The organism is Ornithinicoccus halotolerans (genome assembly GCF_009602535.1).
Taxonomy (GTDB): domain Bacteria; phylum Actinomycetota; class Actinomycetes; order Actinomycetales; family Dermatophilaceae; genus Ornithinicoccus; species Ornithinicoccus halotolerans.
The window spans coordinates 1-18,409 of record NZ_WIQI01000055.1 but is presented as its reverse complement, the minus strand read 5'-3'; the positions used below and the strand labels follow the sequence as shown (position 1 = coordinate 18,409).

General features: G+C 75.0%; 18 protein-coding genes. 12 read left to right on the top strand and 6 right to left on the bottom strand.

Going from position 1 to position 18,409, the window contains the following annotated elements:
* Positions 1-60 precede the first annotated feature (60 nt).
* From GFJ45_RS10360 to GFJ45_RS10340, 5 genes are all read right to left on the bottom strand, one after another.
* Positions 61-2,658 (bottom strand): MMPL family transporter, encoded by a 2,598-nt coding sequence (locus GFJ45_RS10360; RefSeq protein WP_153396878.1) that lies wholly within the window; start codon positions 2,656-2,658, stop codon positions 61-63.
* A 63-nt stretch (positions 2,659-2,721) separates the two neighbouring features.
* Positions 2,722-3,345 (bottom strand): TetR/AcrR family transcriptional regulator, encoded by a 624-nt coding sequence (locus tag GFJ45_RS10355; protein ID WP_194288616.1) that lies wholly within the window; start codon positions 3,343-3,345, stop codon positions 2,722-2,724.
* 111 nt (positions 3,346-3,456) lie between these two features.
* On the bottom strand, positions 3,457-4,416 hold the full coding sequence (gene rarD, locus GFJ45_RS10350; protein ID WP_153396874.1) for an EamA family transporter RarD: 960 nt from the start codon (positions 4,414-4,416) through the stop codon (positions 3,457-3,459).
* On the bottom strand, positions 4,413-5,495 hold the full coding sequence (locus GFJ45_RS10345; protein WP_153396872.1) for a 2-oxoacid:ferredoxin oxidoreductase subunit beta: 1,083 nt from the start codon (positions 5,493-5,495) through the stop codon (positions 4,413-4,415). Before GFJ45_RS10345 ends, rarD begins: the two co-directional genes overlap by 4 nt.
* Positions 5,492-7,414, bottom strand: coding sequence for a 2-oxoacid:acceptor oxidoreductase subunit alpha (locus GFJ45_RS10340; RefSeq protein ID WP_153396870.1), 1,923 nt, complete (start codon positions 7,412-7,414; stop codon positions 5,492-5,494). The genes GFJ45_RS10345 and GFJ45_RS10340 overlap by 4 nt, the downstream gene beginning before the upstream one ends.
* A gap of 122 nt (positions 7,415-7,536) precedes the next feature.
* Between GFJ45_RS10340 and GFJ45_RS10335 the strand changes: the two genes are divergently transcribed.
* The 5 genes from GFJ45_RS10335 to GFJ45_RS10315 all read left to right on the top strand — a co-directional run bounded on the left by GFJ45_RS10335 (position 7,537) and on the right by GFJ45_RS10315 (position 10,429).
* Positions 7,537-8,055 (top strand): low molecular weight protein-tyrosine-phosphatase, encoded by a 519-nt coding sequence (locus tag GFJ45_RS10335; RefSeq protein ID WP_153396868.1) that lies wholly within the window; start codon positions 7,537-7,539, stop codon positions 8,053-8,055.
* 21 nt (positions 8,056-8,076) lie between these two features.
* Positions 8,077-8,817 (top strand): fructosamine kinase family protein, encoded by a 741-nt coding sequence (locus GFJ45_RS10330; RefSeq protein ID WP_153396866.1) that lies wholly within the window; start codon positions 8,077-8,079, stop codon positions 8,815-8,817.
* A gap of 78 nt (positions 8,818-8,895) precedes the next feature.
* Positions 8,896-9,252: an NADH-quinone oxidoreductase subunit A gene (locus GFJ45_RS10325; protein ID WP_153396864.1), complete on the top strand. Its 357-nt coding sequence runs from the start codon at positions 8,896-8,898 to the stop codon at positions 9,250-9,252.
* Positions 9,252-9,887, top strand: a complete 636-nt coding sequence (locus GFJ45_RS10320; protein ID WP_153396862.1) for an NADH-quinone oxidoreductase subunit B — start codon at positions 9,252-9,254, stop codon at positions 9,885-9,887. The genes GFJ45_RS10325 and GFJ45_RS10320 overlap by 1 nt, the downstream gene beginning before the upstream one ends.
* Positions 9,884-10,429 (top strand): NADH-quinone oxidoreductase subunit C, encoded by a 546-nt coding sequence (locus tag GFJ45_RS10315; RefSeq protein ID WP_228386834.1) that lies wholly within the window; start codon positions 9,884-9,886, stop codon positions 10,427-10,429. The genes GFJ45_RS10320 and GFJ45_RS10315 overlap by 4 nt, the downstream gene beginning before the upstream one ends.
* Before the next feature lie 152 nt (positions 10,430-10,581).
* On the opposite strand, the gene GFJ45_RS10310 is transcribed toward GFJ45_RS10315, so the two are convergent.
* Positions 10,582-11,034: a GNAT family acetyltransferase gene (locus GFJ45_RS10310; protein WP_228386832.1), complete on the bottom strand. Its 453-nt coding sequence runs from the start codon at positions 11,032-11,034 to the stop codon at positions 10,582-10,584.
* Between the two features lie 64 nt (positions 11,035-11,098).
* On the opposite strand from GFJ45_RS10310, the gene nuoH reads away from it, so the two are divergent.
* The 7 genes from nuoH to GFJ45_RS10275 all read left to right on the top strand — a co-directional run.
* The gene (gene nuoH, locus GFJ45_RS10305) at positions 11,099-12,064 is read left to right on the top strand and encodes an NADH-quinone oxidoreductase subunit NuoH (RefSeq protein WP_228386831.1); all 966 of its coding nucleotides are present in this window, start codon (positions 11,099-11,101) and stop codon (positions 12,062-12,064) included.
* Positions 12,061-12,663, top strand: coding sequence for a 4Fe-4S binding protein (locus tag GFJ45_RS10300; protein ID WP_194288615.1), 603 nt, complete (start codon positions 12,061-12,063; stop codon positions 12,661-12,663). Before nuoH ends, GFJ45_RS10300 begins: the two co-directional genes overlap by 4 nt.
* Positions 12,660-13,226, top strand: a complete 567-nt coding sequence (locus GFJ45_RS10295) for an NADH-quinone oxidoreductase subunit J family protein (protein WP_153396856.1) — start codon at positions 12,660-12,662, stop codon at positions 13,224-13,226. The genes GFJ45_RS10300 and GFJ45_RS10295 overlap by 4 nt, the downstream gene beginning before the upstream one ends.
* Positions 13,223-13,582, top strand: coding sequence for an NADH-quinone oxidoreductase subunit NuoK (gene nuoK / locus GFJ45_RS10290; RefSeq protein WP_153396854.1), 360 nt, complete (start codon positions 13,223-13,225; stop codon positions 13,580-13,582). Before GFJ45_RS10295 ends, nuoK begins: the two co-directional genes overlap by 4 nt.
* On the top strand, positions 13,579-15,675 hold the full coding sequence (locus tag GFJ45_RS10285; RefSeq protein WP_153396852.1) for an NADH-quinone oxidoreductase subunit 5 family protein: 2,097 nt from the start codon (positions 13,579-13,581) through the stop codon (positions 15,673-15,675). The genes nuoK and GFJ45_RS10285 overlap by 4 nt, the downstream gene beginning before the upstream one ends.
* The gene (locus GFJ45_RS10280; RefSeq protein ID WP_153396850.1) at positions 15,672-17,234 is read left to right on the top strand and encodes a complex I subunit 4 family protein; all 1,563 of its coding nucleotides are present in this window, start codon (positions 15,672-15,674) and stop codon (positions 17,232-17,234) included. The genes GFJ45_RS10285 and GFJ45_RS10280 overlap by 4 nt, the downstream gene beginning before the upstream one ends.
* A partial coding sequence (locus tag GFJ45_RS10275) for a proton-conducting transporter transmembrane domain-containing protein (protein ID WP_153396848.1) occupies positions 17,231-18,409 on the top strand: 1,179 nt, incomplete at its 3' end. The genes GFJ45_RS10280 and GFJ45_RS10275, both read left to right, overlap by 4 nt.

Genomic DNA, 18,409 nt, shown 5'->3' with positions numbered 1-18,409 from the left:
CTGAGGGCGGGGGCGCTCGGCGAACCCCGGCGGTGACCGGCTGGTCGCCGAGCGGGCCGGTCAGCGCGACACCGGTGCCGGCTGCTGCTGGGGCGCGTCCGCCGGCTGATCCGACCGCTCCAGCCGTGCGCCCTCGACGTCGACGTGCGGTAGCAGCCGCGCCAGCCAGCGCGGCAGCCACCACGCCCGCTCGCCGAGGAGCGTGAGGACGGCCGGGGTGAGCGTCATCCGCACCAGGAAGGCATCGACCAGCACCCCCAGCGCCAGCCCGAGACCGATCGGCCGGATCATCGTCAGCTCGGCGAAGACGAACCCGCCGAACACGGAAGCCATGATGATCGCGGCCGCCGTGACCACGCGGGCGTTGAGGTCGAAACCGCGGGCGACGGCCGCCCGGGCGGTGGCCCCGTGCACGTGCGCCTCCCGCATCGCGGAGACCAGGAAGACCTGGTAGTCCATCGCCAGCCCGAACAGCACGCCGATGAGCAGGATCGGCAGGAAGCTCAGCACCGGGCCGGGCTCGTGCACGCCGAACAGCCCGCCGCCGAGCCCCAGCTGGTAGACGGCGACCACGCCGCCGAACGCCGCGGCGACCGACAGCAGGAAGCCGGCGGTGGCCAGCAGCGGCACCCACACCGACCGGAACACCAGCAGGAGCAGCAGCAGCGACAGCCCGACCACGACCGCGAGGTACACCGGGAGCGCGTCGGCCAGCTGCTCGGAGATGTCGATGTTGGCCACCGTCTGGCCGGTCAGCCCGAGCCTCGCGTCGTGGGCCTCACCCAGGGCGGCCGAGCGGGCGTCGAGGGTCTCCACCAGGCGCACCGTGGACTCGGCGGAGGGGCCGTCCTCGGGGACCACCTGAAACGCCAGGGTGGTGCGGTCCTCGCTGCTGCCGAACGGGACCACCGAGCGCACACCCTCCACCGCGGCCAGGTCCTCGGCGAGGTCCAGCTGCCGCTCGGTCAGCGCCGGGTCGTCCTCGGCGGGCTGGTCGAGAGTGGCCACGGCGACGAGCGGGCCGTTGGCGCCGGCGCCGAACGCGTCGCGGATCTGGTCGTAGGTGCGGTAGGCGGTGGAGCCGGCCGGTTCCGAGGAGCCGTCGGGCAGGCCGAGCCGCAGCTGTGGTGCGGGCGCAGCCACGGCACCGGCGACCACCACGACCGCCAGCGCCGTCAGCCAGGGGTGCCCCTGCACGGCAGTCACCCAGCGGCCGGCGCCGGTGCCGCGCCGGTGGCGCCCGGCGTCCTCGCTGCGCTGCCGGCGCTGCCGCCGCGGCAACGCGCGTCCTGCCAGCAGTGACAGCAGCGCAGGGGTGAGGGTCACCGAGGCCAGCACGGCCACCGCGACGGTACCCGCCGCGACCAGGCCCATGACGGTGAGGAACGGCATCCCCGTCACGGCCAGCGCGGCCAGCGCGATCATCACGGTCAGGCCCGCGAACGTCACCGCGTTGCCGGCGGTGCCGGTGGCCAGCGCGATCGAGTCGCGCGGGGCCATGCCGTGCTGCAGCTGGCTGCGGTGCCGGTTGAGGATGAACAGCGAGTAGTCGATGCCCACCGCCAGCCCCAGCATCAGCGCCAGCGCGGGGGTGACGGTGGTCATCTCGACCGCCACGGTCAGCGTCATCGCGGCACCGATGCCCACGCCCACGCCGACGAGCGCCACCAGGAGCGGCAGGCCGGCGGCGAGCAGGGTGCCGAGCATCACCAGCAGCACGACCGCCGCGACCGCCAGGCCGATGGCCTCACCGGGACCGAACACCGAGCTCAGGTCGGAGACGATCTCGGCGCTGTAGTCGACCGTCACGCCCTCCTCGGCGAGGCTCTCCCCGATCCGCTGGATCTCGTCGGCCACCTCCGGGTCGACCTGTCCGCTGCTGGAGTCGAACCGCAGCTGGGTCATCGCCAGCGTCTCGTCCGGGGAGACCTGGCGCACCGGCGAGGTCAGCTCCGCGAACCGCTCGGCCTGCTCCAGCTCCACGCGGGCCTCGGCGACCCGGTCCTCGCCCCGCTCCAGCTCGGCCCGCCCCTCCTGCAGCTGCCCGCGGGCGTCCGCCAGCTGCTGGCGGCCCTGCTCCAGCTGTGCCCGACCCTGCTCCAGCTGCTCGGCGAGGGCGCTGCGCTGCGGCTCGGGCACGGCGGCCAGGCCCGCCTCCTGCTCCTCCAGCTGGGCCTGCTGCTGGTCCAGCAGCTGCTCCTGCTGCTGGAGCTGGGCCTCCCGCTCCTCCAGCTGCGCCCACCCCTGGGCGATCTCGGCCTCCCGGTCCGCGAGCTGCTCCCGGCCCTCGGTGACCTGCTCGCTCGCCTGGTCCAGCTGCTGCTGGGTCGCGAACGGGTCCGGGGCCTCGATCACCCCCTCCAGCGCTGACCAGGCCTCGGTCACCTCGCCGACCGCCTCCTGCTGGTCGGCGGTGAACGGCTCCCCGGTGGTGAAGGTGACGGTGCCGATCAGTCCAGCCGCCTCGGGGATCTCGGCCTCGAGCTGGTCGAGCACCGTCTGGAAGCGGCTCCCGGGGACGGTGAAGTCGTCGGTGAGCGGCCGGGAGAGCGTCACGACACCGGTGACGGCGGTCGCGACGACGAGCACCCAGCCGAGGACGACGGTCCAGCGGTGGGTGGCGCTCCACCGGCCGAGCCGGTGCAGGATCAGGGCCACGGGGTTCCTCCAGTCAGGCGGGCGGGCCCGGCACCGCGACGGGGCCGGGCCGCGCCAGGTCGGTCAGCGAGTCAACGGGCGCCAGCCGCTGCGGGCGTGGTCCAGCGCACGCAGCAGGTCGGCGTTGAAGACGGCGACGGCCTCGTCGGCGTCCAGGTCGACGGTGCGGGGGGCCCAGGCCCGCTCAACGACCTCGAAGAAGGCCATCAGCGCGGCGGCCAGGGTCCGCGGCCGCAGCGGGTCGGCGTCGCCGACCCGCCGGGCGAGCAGCTGGACGAGCCACTCCTCGTGGTGCCGCCACACCTGGTGGTGCAGCGGGTGCAGCCGGTGCTCGGGGAGCTGGCCAGCGGGCCGCCAGTCCAGCAGCAGCTCCCGGTCCAGCGGGTGCTCACGCAGCGCCGCCGCGACCGCGGCCAGCGGGTCCTCGGTCGCGGGCCGGGCCAGGAAGGCATCCCCGAGTGCCTGCAGCGTGGTCGCGGTGCCGGCCGCGACGACCTCGTCCACCCCGCCGAAGTAGTTGAAGAAGGTGCGGCGCGAGATCTCCGCCCGGTCGGCGATCTGGGCGACGGTGACCTGCTCCAGGCCGCGCTCGCGCGCCAGGGCCCGGGTGGCGGCGACGATCGCCTCCCGGGTGCGCGCCTTGTTGCGCTCGCGGCGCCCCGGCTGCTCCGGGAGGACGGCGGTCATGGCGGTCAGCGTAGTCATAGATGCACACAGTGCAAAATTGCGCGGCGTGCATGCAGCGCGGTGCACGGTCGAGCTGCCCGGCGCCGGGGCGGCGGCCGCCGCTGCGAGGGCTCAGGCGGTCGCAGCCTGCGCCGCCCGACCGAGCCGCCGGGCCCGGCCGGCGGCGCGCAGCGAGTCCAGGGTGAGGACGGTGAGGGCCAGCCACACCAGCGCGAAGCCGACCCAGCGCGAGAGCGGCATCACCTCGCCGAGGATCAGCACCCCGCACAGCAGCTGCAGCACCGGGGTGAGGAACTGCATCAGGCCGATGCTGACCAGCGGCACCCGCCGGGCGGCCGCGGCGAAGAACAGCAGCGGGATCGTCGTGGCTGGCCCGCACGCCATCAGCAGCAGCAGGTGGCCCGGTCCCTCGGTGACGAAGGTGCCGGTCCCGGTGACGCCGAGGACCAGCAGGACGGCGAGCGCGGCCGGCAGCACGAACAGCGTCTCGCCGGACAGCGACTGCAGCGCCGACAGGCTGGAGCCGACCCGGTTCTTCAGCAGCCCGTAGCTGGCGAAGCTGAGCGCCAGGCTGAACGAGATCCACGGCGGGGTGCCGTAGTCGATCGTCAGGTAGACGGCCGCGACCAGGCCGACACCGACCGCCACCCACTGCAGCGTCCGCAGCCCCTCCCGCAGCAGCACCACCCCGAGCGCGACGGTGACCAGCGGGTTGAGGAAGTAGCCCAGCGCCGCCTCGGTGACGTGGCCGGTGAGCACCGCGAACGTGTAGATGGTCCAGTTGCAGGCGATGAGCGCACCCGCGGTGGCCACCCCGGCCGCCAGCCGCGGGCGGCGTAGCAGCTGGCGCACCCAACGCAGCTGGCCCATCACCGCCAGCGCCACCAGGCAGATCAGCAGCGTCCACACGATCCGGTGGGCCAGGATCTCGACCGGCCCGGCGGGACGCAGCAGCGCGAAGAAGAGGGGGAACAGTCCCCACAGCCCGTAGGCGGACAGCCCGAACGCGGCCCCCCGCGCCCGGTCCGGGTACTCCGGTGCCCCCCGGGCGCTCCCCCCGGCCGCGCTCACCCGGTCACGGTCCAGGTGTCTCCGCCGTGCAGCAGGTCGGCGAGGTCGGCGTCGGTGGCGGGCCCGCCCGCGCTGGCCCGGGCGCCGTCCACCTGGGCGCGGACCTGGTCGTCGTAGGTGGGGCGGGAGACCTGGCGGAAGATGCCCATCGGCACGTGCGCGAACGACGGGTCGTCCAGCCGGGACAGCGCGAACGCCTGGGTGGGCTCCTCGGCCGCGACGTCGTGGACGACCACGTCAGCCGGCTCGGCGTCCGTCTCGGGCACCACGGTCAGCGCACCGCCAGAGCGGACCACGACGTGGTCCTCACCCACCCGGACCGGCTCGCCGTCCACCAGGTGGGCCAGCCGGGCGCGGCCGCTGTCCCGGTCCTTGATCAGCTGGAAGGCGCCGTCGTTGAAGATCGGGCAGTTTTGGTAGATCTCCACCAGCGCGGTGCCGCGGTGCTCGGCCGCCGCGCGCAGCACCTCGGTCAGGTGCTTGCGGTCGGAGTCCAGCGTGCGGGCCACGAACGTCGCCTCGGCGCCCAGCGCCAGTGACACCGGGTTGAACGGCTGGTCCACCGAGCCCACCGGGGTCGACTTGGTGACGGTGCCGACGTCGGAGGTGGGGGAGTACTGGCCCTTGGTGAGCCCGTAGATCTTGTTGTTGAACAGCAGGATCGTCAGGTTGACGTTGCGCCGCAGCGCGTGGATCAGGTGGTTGCCGCCGATGGAGAGCGCGTCACCGTCACCGGTCACCACCCACACCGACAGGTCCTCCCGGGCGGTGGCCAGGCCGGTCGCGATGGCCGGGGCGCGCCCGTGGATGGAGTGCATCCCGTAGGTCTCCAGGTAGTACGGGAACCGCGAGGAGCAGCCGATCCCGGAGACGAAGACGATGTTCTCCCGGCGCAGCCCCAGGTCCGGGAGGAACCCCTGCACCGCGGCGAGCACGGCGTAGTCGCCGCAGCCGGGGCACCAGCGGACCTCCTGGTCGGAGGTGAAGTCCTTCTTGGTCTGCCGGGGGTCCTCCTCGCCGACGCGGGGCACCCCCTGGGTGCCCTGGGGGGTCGGCAGCGGCAGGTCGGTGGCGGTCATCGGGTGACCTCCTCCCGTGGGGTGTCGGTGGTCGCGGGGCCCGCGGTGTCGCCCTCGACCTCGAGGATGTCGCGGTGCAGGTCCTCGGCCAGGTGCGCGGCGCTGAACGGCAGGCCGCGCACGGCGGTGTGGCTGCGCACGTCGACCAGATAGCGGGCCCGCAGCAGCATCGCCAGCTGACCCAGGTTCATCTCCGGCACGACCACCCGGTCGTAGCGGCGTAGCACCTCGCCGAGGTCGGCGGGGAACGGGTTGAGGTGACGCAGGTGGGCCTGGGCGATCCGGCCGCCGGCGCTGCGGACCAGCCGGGTCGCGGCCGCGATCGGCCCGTAGCTGGAGCCCCAGCCCAGCACCAGCACCCGGGCGTCACCGGTGGGGTCGTCGACCTCGACCGGGGGCAGCGTCTCGGCGATGCGGTCGATCTTGGCCTGCCGCAGCCGGACCATCCGGTCGTGGTTGTCGGGGTCGTAGGAGATGTGGCCGGTGACGTCGGCCTTCTCGATGCCGCCGATTCGGTGCTCCAGCCCGGCGGTGCCCGGGACCGCCCACGGGCGGGCCAGCGTCTGCTCATCGCGCAGGAACGGGTGGAACACCGGCTGCCCGTCCTCGCCGGTCGCGTTCGGAGCGGTGGCGAAGGTGACGTCCAGCCCGGGCAGGTCGTCCAGCTCGGGGACCGCCCAGGGCTCGGAGCCGTTGGCCAGGTAGCCGTCGGAGAGCACGATGACCGGGGTGCGGTAGGTGGTGGCGATGCGGATCGCCTCCAGGGCGATGTCGAAGCAGTCGGTGGGCGACTGCGGCGCGATCACCGCAACCGGTGACTCCCCGTTGCGGCCGTGCAGCGCCTGCAGCAGGTCCGCCTGCTCGGTCTTGGTGGGCAGCCCGGTGGAGGGGCCGCCGCGCTGGATGTCGAGCACGACCAGCGGCAGCTCGGTGGCGACCGCCAGGCCGATGGTCTCGGCCTTCAGCGCCAGCCCCGGCCCGGAGGTGGAGGTGACCCCGAGCGCACCACCGAAGGAGGCGCCGAGCGCCATCCCGACGGCGCCGATCTCGTCCTCGGCCTGCAGCGTGGTGATGCCGTGGCGCTTGAGCGCCGACAGCGCGTGCAGCACGTCCGAGGCCGGCGTGATGGGGTAGGAGCCGAGCACCAGCGGCAGTCCGGAGCGGTGGGCGGCGGTGACCAGCCCCAGCGCCATGGCCTGGTTGCCGGTAAGGGTGCGGTAGGTGCCGGGGGCCATCGGCGCCGGGGCGACCTCGAACCGGACCGCGAAGTCCTCGGTGGTCTCGCCGTAGTTGAAGCCGGTGCGCAGCGCGGCGAGGTTCGCCTCCAGCAGCTCGGGCGCCCGGTCGAACTTGGCCCGCAGGAACGCCTCGGTGCCCTCCAGCGGCCGGGAGTACATCCAGGAGAGCAGGCCCAGGGCCATCATGTTCTTGGCCCGCTCCTTCTCCTTGCGGGTCAGCCCGAAGTCGGCCAGCGCCTCGACCGTCATCGAGGTCAGCGGCAGGCCGTGCACGTGCCAGGACTCCAGGCTGCCGTCGTCCAGCGGGGAGGCCTGGTAGCCCACCTTGGCCAGGTTCCGGCGGGTGAACTCGTCGGTGTTGGCGATGACGGTCGCCCCGCGCGGCAGGTCGGCCAGGTTTGCCTTCAGCGCGGCCGGGTTCATCGCCACCAGCACGTCCGGGTGGTCGCCCGGGGTGAGCACGGCGTGGTCGGCGAAGTGCAGCTGGAAGCTGGACACGCCCGGCAGCGTGCCCTGAGGCGCTCGGATCTCGGCAGGGAAGTTGGGCAGGGTCGACAGGTCGTTGCCCAGGGTCGCCGTCTCGGAGGTGAACCGGTCGCCTGTCAGCTGCATCCCGTCGCCCGAGTCGCCGGCGAACCGGATGACCACCCGGTCCAGCCGCTGCAGGGGCTTGGTACTCATATCCGTTCCATGTTACGTGACCGTAGGTTTGTTCCCTGCTGGGACGTGGATCACACCCGCGCCGCGGGCCCTCGCCCCCTCACTGGGCCCGGTGGGCCCGCCGGGCCTGCCAGACTGACGGTATGCGCGTGTGCTTCGTCTGCCTGGGCAACATCTGCCGCTCGCCCGCCGCGAAGGCGGTGCTGACGCACCTGGCCGACCGGGCCGGGGTGGAGGTGGCGGTCGACGCGGCCGGCACCAGCCGCTACCACCTCGGGGAGCCGCCGCACGACCTGGCCGCGGCCGAGGCCGAGCGTCGCGGGGTGCTGCTGGAGCACGAGGGGCAGCAGTTCACCGCCGCCGACTTCGAGCGGTTCGACCTGGTGGTGGCCATGGACGAGGCGAACGAGCTGGACGTGCTGGAGCTCGCGCCCGACGAGTCGGCGCGCCGGAAGGTGGTGCGGCTCGGGGCGTTCGCCGACGACGCCTCCGCTGAGGACCCCGAGACGGTGCGCGACGTGACCGACCCGTGGGGGCACGGCCCGGAGGCGTTCACCGCGATGTACGACCACCTCGAGGAGACGGTCGGCTCGCTGCTGCGCCACCTGCAGCAGGGCACCGCGCACGAGGTCGCGGCCCGCCACCGCGCCGTCGGCGGCTGAGCACCCGAAGGGGGAGCCGGGATGACCGGGGAGCCGTTCCGTAAGCGCGCGCCTGCCGGCCTGCCCGGGGCGCTGGCCTTCGAGGCGGCCGGGCTGGCGGCGCTGGCCGCGGCCGGTGCCCGGGTGCCGCGGGTGCTCGAGGCCGGTGACGAGGTGCTGGTGCTGGAGCGGGTCAGCGCCGGCGGGACGGCGGACGCCCGCCAGCAGGAGGAGTTCGGCCGGCAGCTGGCGCGGGTCCACCGCACCACCGGTGAGCGGTACGGCGCCCTCGACCCGACGCTGCCGGGCTACCTGGGGCTGTGCCCGGTGGACCTGACCCCGGCCGACAGCTGGGCGGAGTCGTGGCTGGACCGGCGGGTGCGGCCGCTCACCCGGCAGGCGGTGGCCGCGGGGGTGCTGGACCCGGCCGCTGCGGCGCTGGCCGACCGGCTCGGGCCCGAGGGGCTCGGGCCGCCGGAGCCGCCGACCCTCGTCCACGGCGACCTGTGGGCAGGGAACCGGCTGGTCGACGCCTCCGGCGACAGCTGGCTGATCGACCCGGCGGCGCACTGGGGGCACCGCGAGGTGGACCTGGCGATGATGCGGCTGTTCGGCGGGTTCACCGACCGGGAGCACGCCGCCTACGCCGAGGAGCTGCCGCTCGCCGAGGGCTGGCGGCAGCGGGTGCCGGTCTACCAGCTGGTGCCGCTGCTGGTCCACGCGATCCTGTTCGACGGCGGGTACGGGGCGCAGACCATGGCCGCGCTGCGCGCGGCTCGCTGAGCGGGCGCGCTGTCCGACCCGGCCCACCAGGACTGCGCCTGGTGGGTGGACCGCGGCCACGCCGCTAGGGTGGCAGTGATGACCGACTATCTGGTGGTGCTCGCCGTGGCCCTCACCGGGCTGGCGCTGGTCGGTGCCGCCGCGGGGGCGCGGTACCTGCTCGCGCCGCACGACCCGACCCCGGGCAAGGCCACGACCTACGAGTCCGGTGTCGACCCGGTCGGGTCGGGGTGGAGCCAGGGCAGCGTGCGCTACTTCGTGTACGCGTTGCTGTACGTGGTCTTCGCCGTCGACGTGGTCTACCTCTTCCCCTGGGCCCTGGTGCTGCGCTCGGACCTGGGCCCCGCCTCGCTGGTGGAGATGGCGATCTTCCTCGGCGTGCTGGTGATCGGGCTGCTGCACGTCTGGCGCCGCGGCCTGCTGAGGTGGGTGTGATGACCGTCGACCTGCCCACCCCCCGCGTCGGGGTGCTCGCCGACCGGGCCCCGGAGGCGGTGCGGATCGTGCTCAACTGGGGCCGCCGCTACTCGCTGTGGGTGTTCAACTTCGGGCTGGCGTGCTGCGCGATCGAGTTCATCGCCGCCTCGATGGCCCGGCACGACTTCATCCGGCTGGGCGTCATCCCGTTCGCGCCCGGCCCGCGGCAGTCGGACCTGATGGTGGTCTCGGGCACGGTCACCGACAAGATGGCCCCGGCGATCCGGCGGCTCTACGAGCAGATGCCCGAGCCGAAGTACGTGATCTCCTTCGGGGCCTGCTCCAACTCCGGCGGCCCCTACTGGGACTCCTACTGCGTCACCAAGGGCGTGGACCAGGTGATCCCGGTCGACGTCTACGTGCCCGGGTGCCCGCCGCGGCCGGAGGCGCTGCTGCACGGCATCCTCACCCTGCAGCAGCAGATCGCGGCCGAGCGGCCCGGCCACGCGCGGAGCCGGCTGCGGCCCCGCCCGTTCGCGCCCGGACCCGTCGGGGCCGGCGAGCTCACCCGCGACCTGGTCGCCAAGCCGGACCAGCCCGGAGCGGGCGAGCAGCGGCCGTCCGGCCGCTCCCCCTCGGAGCCGCAGCGGTGAGCGTGCCGCCCGGGCTGGTGACCCGCGACGTGCCGCGGCAGGAGTGGCGGGCCGCGGCGGAGCAGGCGCGCGCCGAGGGGTATGACTTCTTCGACTGGCTCTCCGCGGTGGACCAGAGCGACGCCGAGGAGGACCCGGGGCTGGACGTGGTGTGCCACCTGATGGCCACCGGGCCGGACGCGCCCCGGCCGCTGGCCCGGCTGCTGCTGCGCACCCGGGTGCCCGACGGGCAGCCGCTGGCCAGCCTCACCGGGCTGTTCGCCGGGGCCGCGTGGGCGGAACGGGAGACCCACGAGATGTTCGGGCTGCCGGTCGACGGGTTCGACGACGGCACCGGGGCAGGGCTGCGGCCGCTGCTGCTGCCGGACGGGTTCGAGGGTACGCCGCTGCGCAAGGAGTTCGTGCTCGCCGCCCGGGCGTCCAAGGCCTGGCCCGGCGCCAAGGAGCCCGGCGAGGGGGAGGGGTCCCGGCCGCGGCGGTCGTCCAGCCGGCGCCGGCTGCTCCCACCCGGCGTGCCGGACCCCTCCTGGGGCCCCCGCTGACGCGATCGGTCCCGGCGAACCACCCCCGGTCGTGACCAACCCAGCAGTCGACCGCCTCAGTCACGCCGCTGGCCCGGCTCAGCGTGAGCAACGCGACACTCACCCGCGTTGCTCACCACCACACCCGAGCAGGCGCGGACCGGCGGCGTCCGTCAGCGGGTGCGCTGGCGCTCCTTGAGCCGTTGCAGCGCCGGGTCGAGGAAGCGGCCGAGGACGGTCGTCTCCTGGTCGGTGTACCCCAGCGCCGCGTAGAAGCCGTGCGCCTGCTCGTTGCCGTCACGCACCATCAGCTGCACCTTCGGCGCGCCGCGCCGGCGCAGCCACTGCTCGGCCGCAGCCATGAGCGCCCGGCCGGTGCCTCGCCGCCGCGCCCCCGGCGCGACGGCCAGGTAGTAGACCCAGCCCCGGTGGCCGTCGTGGCCCACCATCGCGGTGCCCAGCAGGGCGCCCTCGGGCGCCAGCGCCGCCAGCACCGTCGAGGCCGGTCCGGCCAGCGCGCGACGGGCGTCGGCCTCGGCGTCGTTCCACGGGCGGGTCAGCCCGCAGTCGTGCCACAACGCCACGGCCTCCGGGACCCGGTCCCGCTCCAGATCGGTGATGCGCACCGGTCCATGTTGGCACCACACCGTGGCGGACTGTGTCCGGCGGGACGGCGTCGATAGGCTCACGGTGGTGAGTGAGTTGCCCCTGCTGGTCGAGGTCGTGCTCAAGGCCGTCGTGGTGCTGGCGGCCTTCCTCACCCTGCCCCTGCTCGTCGGCCAGACCGAGCACAAGGTGATGGCCCACATGCAGGGCCGGCTGGGCCCGATGGAGGCCGGCGGCTTCCACGGCTGGGCGCAGCTGGTCGCTGACGGCATCAAGTTCGCCCAGAAGGAGGACGTCGCCCCCGCCGCGGCCGACCGCTGGGTCTACCGGCTCGCGCCCGCGGTGGCCCTGCTGCCCTACCTGGTCGCGCTCGCGGTGGTGCCGCTGTCGGCCAGCTGGGTCGCGGCCGAGGTGCCGGCCAGCCTGCTGCTGGTGCTGGCGGTCACCTCCGTCGGGGTGCTCGGCACCCTCATGGCCGGGTGGGGCTCGGGCAGCAAGTACGCGCTGCTGGGCGGGATGCGCTCGGCGGCACAGCTGGTCAGCTACGAGCTGCCGCTGGTGCTGGCCGCGGTGTCGGTGGCGCTGGCGGCCGGCAGCCTCTCCCTCGTCGGGATCGTCGAGCAGTGGCAGTGGTGGTGGCTGCTCTGGCAGGCACCCGGGGCCGTGGTCTTCCTCGCCGCCACCGTGGCCGAGCTGCAGCGGCCGCCGTTCGACGCCCCGGTCGCCGACGCCGAGATCGTCTTCGGGCCGCTGACCGAGTACTCCGGCCTGCGGTTCGCGTTGTTCCTGCTGGCCGAGTACGCCGGCATCGTCGTGATGTCGCTGCTGTTCGCCGTCCTCTTCCTCGGCGGCTGGAGCGGCCCCTCCGCGGACACCCTCGGCCCGCTGTGGACGCTGCTCAAGGCGTTCGCGGTCGCGGTCGTCATCATCTGGTTCCGCGTCGCCTGGCCACGGGTGCGGGAGGACCAGCTGCAGCGGTTCGCCTGGCTGGTGCTGCTGCCGCTCGCGCTGCTCCAGGTGGCGCTCACCGGGGTGGTGGTCGTGCTGTGACCGCCTTCGAGGGCCTGCGCGCGCTGGGCAAGGGGCTGGCCACCACCGCCCGCACCCTGGGCACCCGTGCCCACACCCGGCAATACCCCCATGACGAGCCGGAGCTGCCGGACCGTTCCCGTGGCGTGATCGCGCTGCTGGAGGAGAACTGCACCTCCTGCATGCTGTGCGCCCGCGAGTGCCCCGACTGGTGCATCTACATCGACTCCCACAAGGAGACCATCGAGCCCGGCCCGGAGGGCGGCCGCGCCCGGCAGCACAACGTGCTGGACCGCTTCGACATCGACTTCTCGCTCTGCATGTACTGCGGGATCTGCATCGAGGTCTGCCCGTTCGACGCGCTGTTCTGGGCGCCCGACTTCGCCTACGCCGAGGGCGACATCCGCAACCTGCTGCACGACAAGGGCACGCTGCAGACCTGGATGGAGCGGGTGCCGGACTCCTCGCTGCCCGAGGACGTCCGCGAGCAGCGCGCGCTGGCCCGTGGCGAGAGCCCGCGGCACGCGGCCGCCGAACGTGCCGAGCGGACCGAGGCCGGAGCCGACGAGGAGCGAGGCGGCACCGGTGACCAGGGCATCGAGGGGGAGGACCGGCGGTGACCGGGCTGGAGGTCCTGTTCGCGGCGGTGGGTCTGCTCACCGCCGCGAGTGCCGTCCTGGCCGTGACGGCGCACCGGGTGCTGCACGCCGCGCTGTGGCTGGTCGTCGCGCTCGGCGGGGTGGCGGGCTGCTACCTGGTGCTGGGGGCCGAGCTGGTGGCGCTGGTGCAGCTGCTGGTCTACGTCGGCGCGGTCGTCGTGCTGGTGCTGTTCGCGCTCATGCTGACCCGGGAGGGCGTGGCCGCCGTCGACACCGCCGGCCCGCAGCGGCTGCTGGCCGGCCTGGTCGCGCTGGCCGCCACGGTGCTGCTCGGCACCGTGCTGGTCGCGGCCTTGGGCGCGGACCGGGTGCCGGTCACCGGGGCCAGCAACACCGAGGTCGGGGCGCAGCTGCTCGGCACCTGGGTGTGGCCCTTCGAGCTGCTCTCCCTGCTGCTCCTCGCCGCCCTGGTCGCGGCGGTGGCCGTGGCCACCCACCGCCCCCCCGAGGCCGGGGAGCAGGTCGAGCACCCCGAGGCCGAGCTGCCGGCGCCCGATGCCGAGACGGTGGGGGAGCAGCGGTGATCAGCCCCGCCCTGCCGCTCCTGCTGGCTGCCGTGCTCGCCGGGGCCGGCACCTACGGCGTGCTCGCCCGCCGCCACCTGGTGCTGGTCGTCGTCGGCGTGGAGCTGCTGCTGGCCGCCGCCGGGATGCTGCTGGTGATGGCGGGCCAGCTGTGGCCCGACCCGCTGGCCTCCGGACAGGTGCTGACGCTGTTCGTCATCACGGTCGCCGCCGCCGAGGTGGTCGTCGCGCTGGCCGTGGTGCTGGCGCTCTACCGCAGCCACGGCCACCTGGACGCCACCCGGCCGGCGGCCCGCGAGCCCGCGGCCGGGTCCCGCCCCGGGAGCGGGGACGACGTCGTGGCGGGTGAGCGGTGAGCCGGGGTGCGGGCCTGCCGGCCGTGCTGCAGGGGCTGGAGGGCATCCAGCTGCCGGGGCTGCCCTCGGTCCCGGACCACCTCGACTGGCCGGTGCTCGACCCGTCGGCGCTGCCGCTGCCGGACCTGTCCTTCCTGCCCGGCCCCGCCGAGGTGGTCCCCGACCTGCCGGGCACCGCGGCGCAGTGGGCCGTCCTGCTGCCGCTGCTGGCCGCGGCGCTGACGGTCGGGCTGGTCCGCCGCTCCTCCCGCGCGGCGGCGTGGGCCACCATCCCGCTGACCCTGCTGACGCTGCTGGCGACGCTGTGGCACCCCGTCACGCTCGCGGCCCGGGAGGGGGAGCCGCCCCGGCACTCCAGCACCGTCGGGCCGCTCGCGCTCGGCGAGCTGGTCGCGCCGCTGGAGCTGCAGTCCGGCCGGCTCGTGGTGCTGCTGGCGGTGGTGGTCGCCACCGTCGCGCTGGCGGTGCAGGTCTTCGCCCGCTGGTACCTGTTCTACGACCCCCGCTACCGGCCGTTCGCCGCGACGGTCTCGCTGTTCACCGCGGCGATGATGCTCGTCGTCCACTCCGACGACGTGCTGCTCACCCTGGTCGGCTGGGAAGTCATGGGCTGGTGCTCCTACCTGCTCATCGGCCACTACTCGGCCAAGGACTCCGCCAACCGGGCCGCCACGAAGGCGCTGCTGGTGACCCGGGTGGCCGACGTCGGGTTCGTCATCGGGCTGGTGGTGCTGGCCGCCGGAGCCGGCAGCACCCGGCTCAGCGACATCGTCGAGCACTGGTCCGGGCCGGCCGGCGGCGACGGCCCCTGGTTGGCGCTGGCGATGACCGGGGTCGTCCTCGGCGTCGCGGGCAAGTCCGCCCAGGTGCCGTTCCAGGACTGGCTGCCGGACGCGATGGCCGGCCCGACCCCGGCCTCGGCGCTCATCCACGCCGCCACCATGGTCGCCGCCGGCGCGGTCGTGCTGGCCCAGCTGCTCCCGCTGCTGCAGTCGGCCGGCCCGGCCCGGCTGCTGCTGGCGGTGCTGACCGCCGTGACCGTGGTGGGGGCGGCGCTGATGGCCTTCGCCCAGCCGGACCTGAAGCGGGTGCTGGCCTGGTCGACGGTGAGCCAGGTGGGGCTGATGCTGGCGGTGCTCGCCGTCGTGCCCGCCGGGCAGGGCCCGGACGCGGCCCTGATGCAGCTGACCTCGCACGCCTGGTTCAAGGCGTTGCTCTTCCTCGCCCTCGGCTGGCTCGGCGTGCTGACCGGCGGGACGGCGGTGGTCCACGTCGTCGGGGGCACCACCCGGTTCCGCACGCTGCGGCGGCCGCTGGCGGTGGGCCTGCTCGCGCTGGCGGGCGTCCCCCCGCTCGTCGGCTTCTTCTCGAAGGAGCTGCTGCTGGCCCAGGTGGAGGCCGGGGTCGAGGCCGGGCCCGGCGTGGCCGCCACCGTGGTGCTCGCCGCGGTCGGCGCCTCCGTCCCGCTCACCGCGGCCTACTGCATGCGGGCCTGGCTGGTGCTGGGCCGGGGCCAGCACCCGGTTTTGCAGCAGGGCGCGACCCGGATCGACGACTTCTTCATCGACCGGGACGTGCTGGAGGAGGCAGCCGGTGTCGAGGAGGCCGAGTCGGCGATCTCCTCCTCCGCCCGCAGCGCGGTCACCGCGCTGTCCGTGCTCACGGTGCTCGGCGGGCTGCTCGCGCTCACCCCGGTGCTGCAGGTCGAGCTAGTCGTCAACGTGCCACTGCTCGCGGTCTCGCTGCTGCTGATGGCGCTGGCCGCGCTGGTGGTGTGGGCCCTCGGCCGGGGCGTGCGCACCCGGGACGCCGCGGCGCGGCTGCCGCACCCGGTGGTGCTGGCCGCCGAGCGCGGGCTGGGCTTCGGCCGGGTCTACACCACGGCCGTGGCCGTGCCCGTCCTTGCTGCCGCCCGGGCGGTGCGCTGGCTGGACCGGGAGGTGCTCGACGGGTACGTGCGGGGGCTGGGGCACCTCGCGCGCGGCCTGGGCGCGGCCGGCGCGTGGGGCCACCGGGGGGCACCCGGACCGGCGATGCTGGCGGTGCTCGCCGGTGCCGTCCTGGTCGCTGCGGTGGGGGTGGTGACCGGATGAGCGCGCTCGGGCTGCCCGCCGTGCTCGTCGCGGTGCTGCTGCCGCTGCTGACCGCCGTGGCGCTCGCCGTCGCCGACCGGTTCCCGACCCCGCCTGCCCCGGGACTCTCCCGCTGGGTCGGCGGCGGTGCCGCGGTGCTGACCGGGCTGGCCACCGCCGCGACCGTCTGGGCCCGACCGGAGGTCGACCTGCCCTGGATCCCGGCGCTCGGGGTGCGGCTGCACCTGGCCGTGGACGGCGTCAGCGCCCCGTTGCTGCTGCTGACCGCGCTGGTGGCGGTGGTGGTGGGCCTGCTGCCGTGGCACCCGCCGGAGCACGACCCGCCGGTCGACCGGACCGCCCCGCTGCCGCCCGACCCGCTGGAGGCCGCCCGGGGCCGGGCGACCTACCACGCCTGCCTGCTGCTGGTGCTCGCCGGCGCGGTGCTGACCTTCCTCACCCGCGACGCGGTGGTCTTCTTCGTCGCCTTCGAGCTGGTGCTGGTGCCGATGTGGGTGCTCGTCGCCCGGCACGGGGACGCGACCCGGCGGGCGGCCCGGGAGGGGGCGGCGCTGCGGTTCGTGCTGGTGACCGCGACCGGCTCCACGCTGATGCTCGTCGGCATCCTCGGTGTCGCGACCCGCACCGGCACCACGGACCTGGACCGCTGGGAGCAGCTGGGCGGCGCGGGCACCGCCTCCGGCCAGGTGCTGCTGGCCGCGCTGCTGCTGCTGGGGCTGGCGGTCAAGGTGCCGGTGTGGCCGCTGCACACCTGGCTGCCGTGGGTGCATGCCACCGCGCCCACGGCCGGCTCGGTGCTGCTGGCCGCGGTCCTGCTGAAGATGGGGGTCTACGGCATGGTCCGGCTGGTGCTGGCGCCGCTGCCGCAGGGGTTCGCCACGCTCGCGCCGCTGCTGGCCGGGCTGGCCGTGACCGGCATCGTCTGGGCGGGACTGGCCTGCCTGGTCGAACGGGACCTGAAGCGGCTCATCGCCTGGTCCTCCGTCGCCCACCTGGGATTCGTCGTGCTGGCCCTGGCCGCCGGCACCGAGACCGGCCTGCAGGCCGCGCTGTTCGGCAACGTGGCCCACGGCGTGGTGTCGGCGCTGCTCTTCGTCGTCGTCGGTGAGCTGAAGCGGCAGTGGGGCGGGGCCAGCCTGGACACCGCCCGGGCCGCCCTGCGCGAGGTGACCCCCCGGCTGGGCTTCGCGCTGGTGCTGGGGATGGCCGCCGCGATGGGGCTCCCGGGCCTGGCGCCGTTCTGGGGGGAGATCGGGGCGCTGTACGCCTCCTGGGCACCCGGGGAGGCCCGACCCACCGGCTGGTTCCGGGTGTTCATGGTGGTGGCCGCGATCGGCGCGGCGCTGGGCGCGGCGTATGCCGCCCGGGTGCTGCGCGAGGTGTGGGCCGGTGACCGCACCACCCCCCTCATCGCTGACCTGCGCGGCCCCACCCTGGTCGCCACCGTCCTGCTGGGCGCGGCGGTGCTCGGCCTCGGCGTCTACCCGGCGCTGCTGCTGGACCTGAGCGCCGGCTCGGTGGCCTCGCTGCTGGCCGCCGGGAGCGGAGGTGGCCCGTGAACGTCACGGTGCAGCTCGGCTCGACCTGGCCGGTGCTGGCCCCGGCGGTGGGTGCCCTGCTCGTGCTCCTGGTGGACGTGGCCCGCCCGCGCCTCGGGCTGCCCAGCCCGCTCCTTGCGGCGCTGGCGCTCGGGGCCGGGGCGGTCGCCGCCGGCCCCGGCACCCGACAGGCCCGCGGCGACGCCGACGTGGCGTTCTGCCTCGACACCGGCGCCTGCCTCTACCGGGCCGGCCCGCTCGCCTCCGGGCTGCAGCTGCTCGGCCTGGGCGCGGCCGCGGTGGTACTGGCCCTCGGCTGGACGCAGTGGCGGCGGACCCGGGGCGGGTCGGCGGTGCCGGTCGCGCTCTTCCTCGCCGCCACCGCCGGGGTCACCGCGGTGCCGGCCGCGGGCGACGTGGGCACGCTGCTGATCGCCGTGGAGCTGGCGACCCTCCCGGTCGTCGGTCTGGTCGCCCTGGAGCAGCGAGCCCGCCGGGTGCAGGTGGCCACCGGCGGGGCGGTCGCGCTGCTGACCACGTCCCTGGTCTCGTTCGCGCTGCTGGCGCTGGGCGCCGGGCTGTGGGTGCTGGCCACCGGGACCGGCCTGCTCGACGCGGGAGCGGCGCGCGCTGCCGTCGCCGAGCCCCGCGCCGCGAGCCTGCTGACGCTGGGCGCCGTGCTGATCGTCGCGGGCCTGGGGTACAAGCTGTCCGCCGCGCCCTTCCACGCCTGGACCCCGGTGACCTACACCGCCGCGCCGCTGCCGGTCACCCTCTACCTGGCCGGCGTCTCCAAGGTGGCCGCGCTCGGTGCGCTGGTGGTGCTCGTGCTCGCGGTCGCGCCGGCCGCCACCGGCGCCGGTGTGGCGATCGGGTTCCTGGCCGCGCTGAGCATGACGCTCGGCAACGCGCTGGCGCTGCGCCAGGACGACACCGTGCGGCTGCTTGCCTGGTCGGCGGTGGCCCAGGCCGGGTGGGTGCTGCTGCCGCTGACTGCGCTGTCGGCCCGGGCCGCACAGGCCGCCGGCGGGTACCTGGCCGTCTACGTGGTGGCCACGCTGCTGGCCTTCACCGTGGTCGCCGGGGTCGCGCACGGCGGGGCCGGCACCACGCTGGCGGCCCACCGGGCGCTGCTGCACCGGCGCCCGCTCGCGGCCGCCGGCCTCCGGCTGGCGCTGTTGACGCTGGCCGGGCTG

Bases quoted from the DNA above. Each gene is read 5' to 3' on its own strand.
- GFJ45_RS10340 (WP_153396870.1), bottom strand. From the start codon at position 7,414: ATGAGTACCAAGCCCCTGCAGCGGCTGGACCGGGTGGTCATCCGGTTC.
- GFJ45_RS10335 (WP_153396868.1), top strand. From the start codon at position 7,537: ATGCGCGTGTGCTTCGTCTGCCTGGGCAACATCTGCCGCTCGCCCGCC.
- GFJ45_RS10325 (WP_153396864.1), top strand. From the start codon at position 8,896: ATGACCGACTATCTGGTGGTGCTCGCCGTGGCCCTCACCGGGCTGGCG.
- GFJ45_RS10345 (WP_153396872.1), bottom strand. From the start codon at position 5,495: ATGACCGCCACCGACCTGCCGCTGCCGACCCCCCAGGGCACCCAGGGG.
- GFJ45_RS10320 (WP_153396862.1), top strand. From the start codon at position 9,252: ATGACCGTCGACCTGCCCACCCCCCGCGTCGGGGTGCTCGCCGACCGG.
- GFJ45_RS10355 (WP_194288616.1), bottom strand. From the start codon at position 3,345: ATGACCGCCGTCCTCCCGGAGCAGCCGGGGCGCCGCGAGCGCAACAAG.
- GFJ45_RS10280 (WP_153396850.1), top strand. From the start codon at position 15,672: ATGAGCGCGCTCGGGCTGCCCGCCGTGCTCGTCGCGGTGCTGCTGCCG.
- GFJ45_RS10330 (WP_153396866.1), top strand. From the start codon at position 8,077: ATGACCGGGGAGCCGTTCCGTAAGCGCGCGCCTGCCGGCCTGCCCGGG.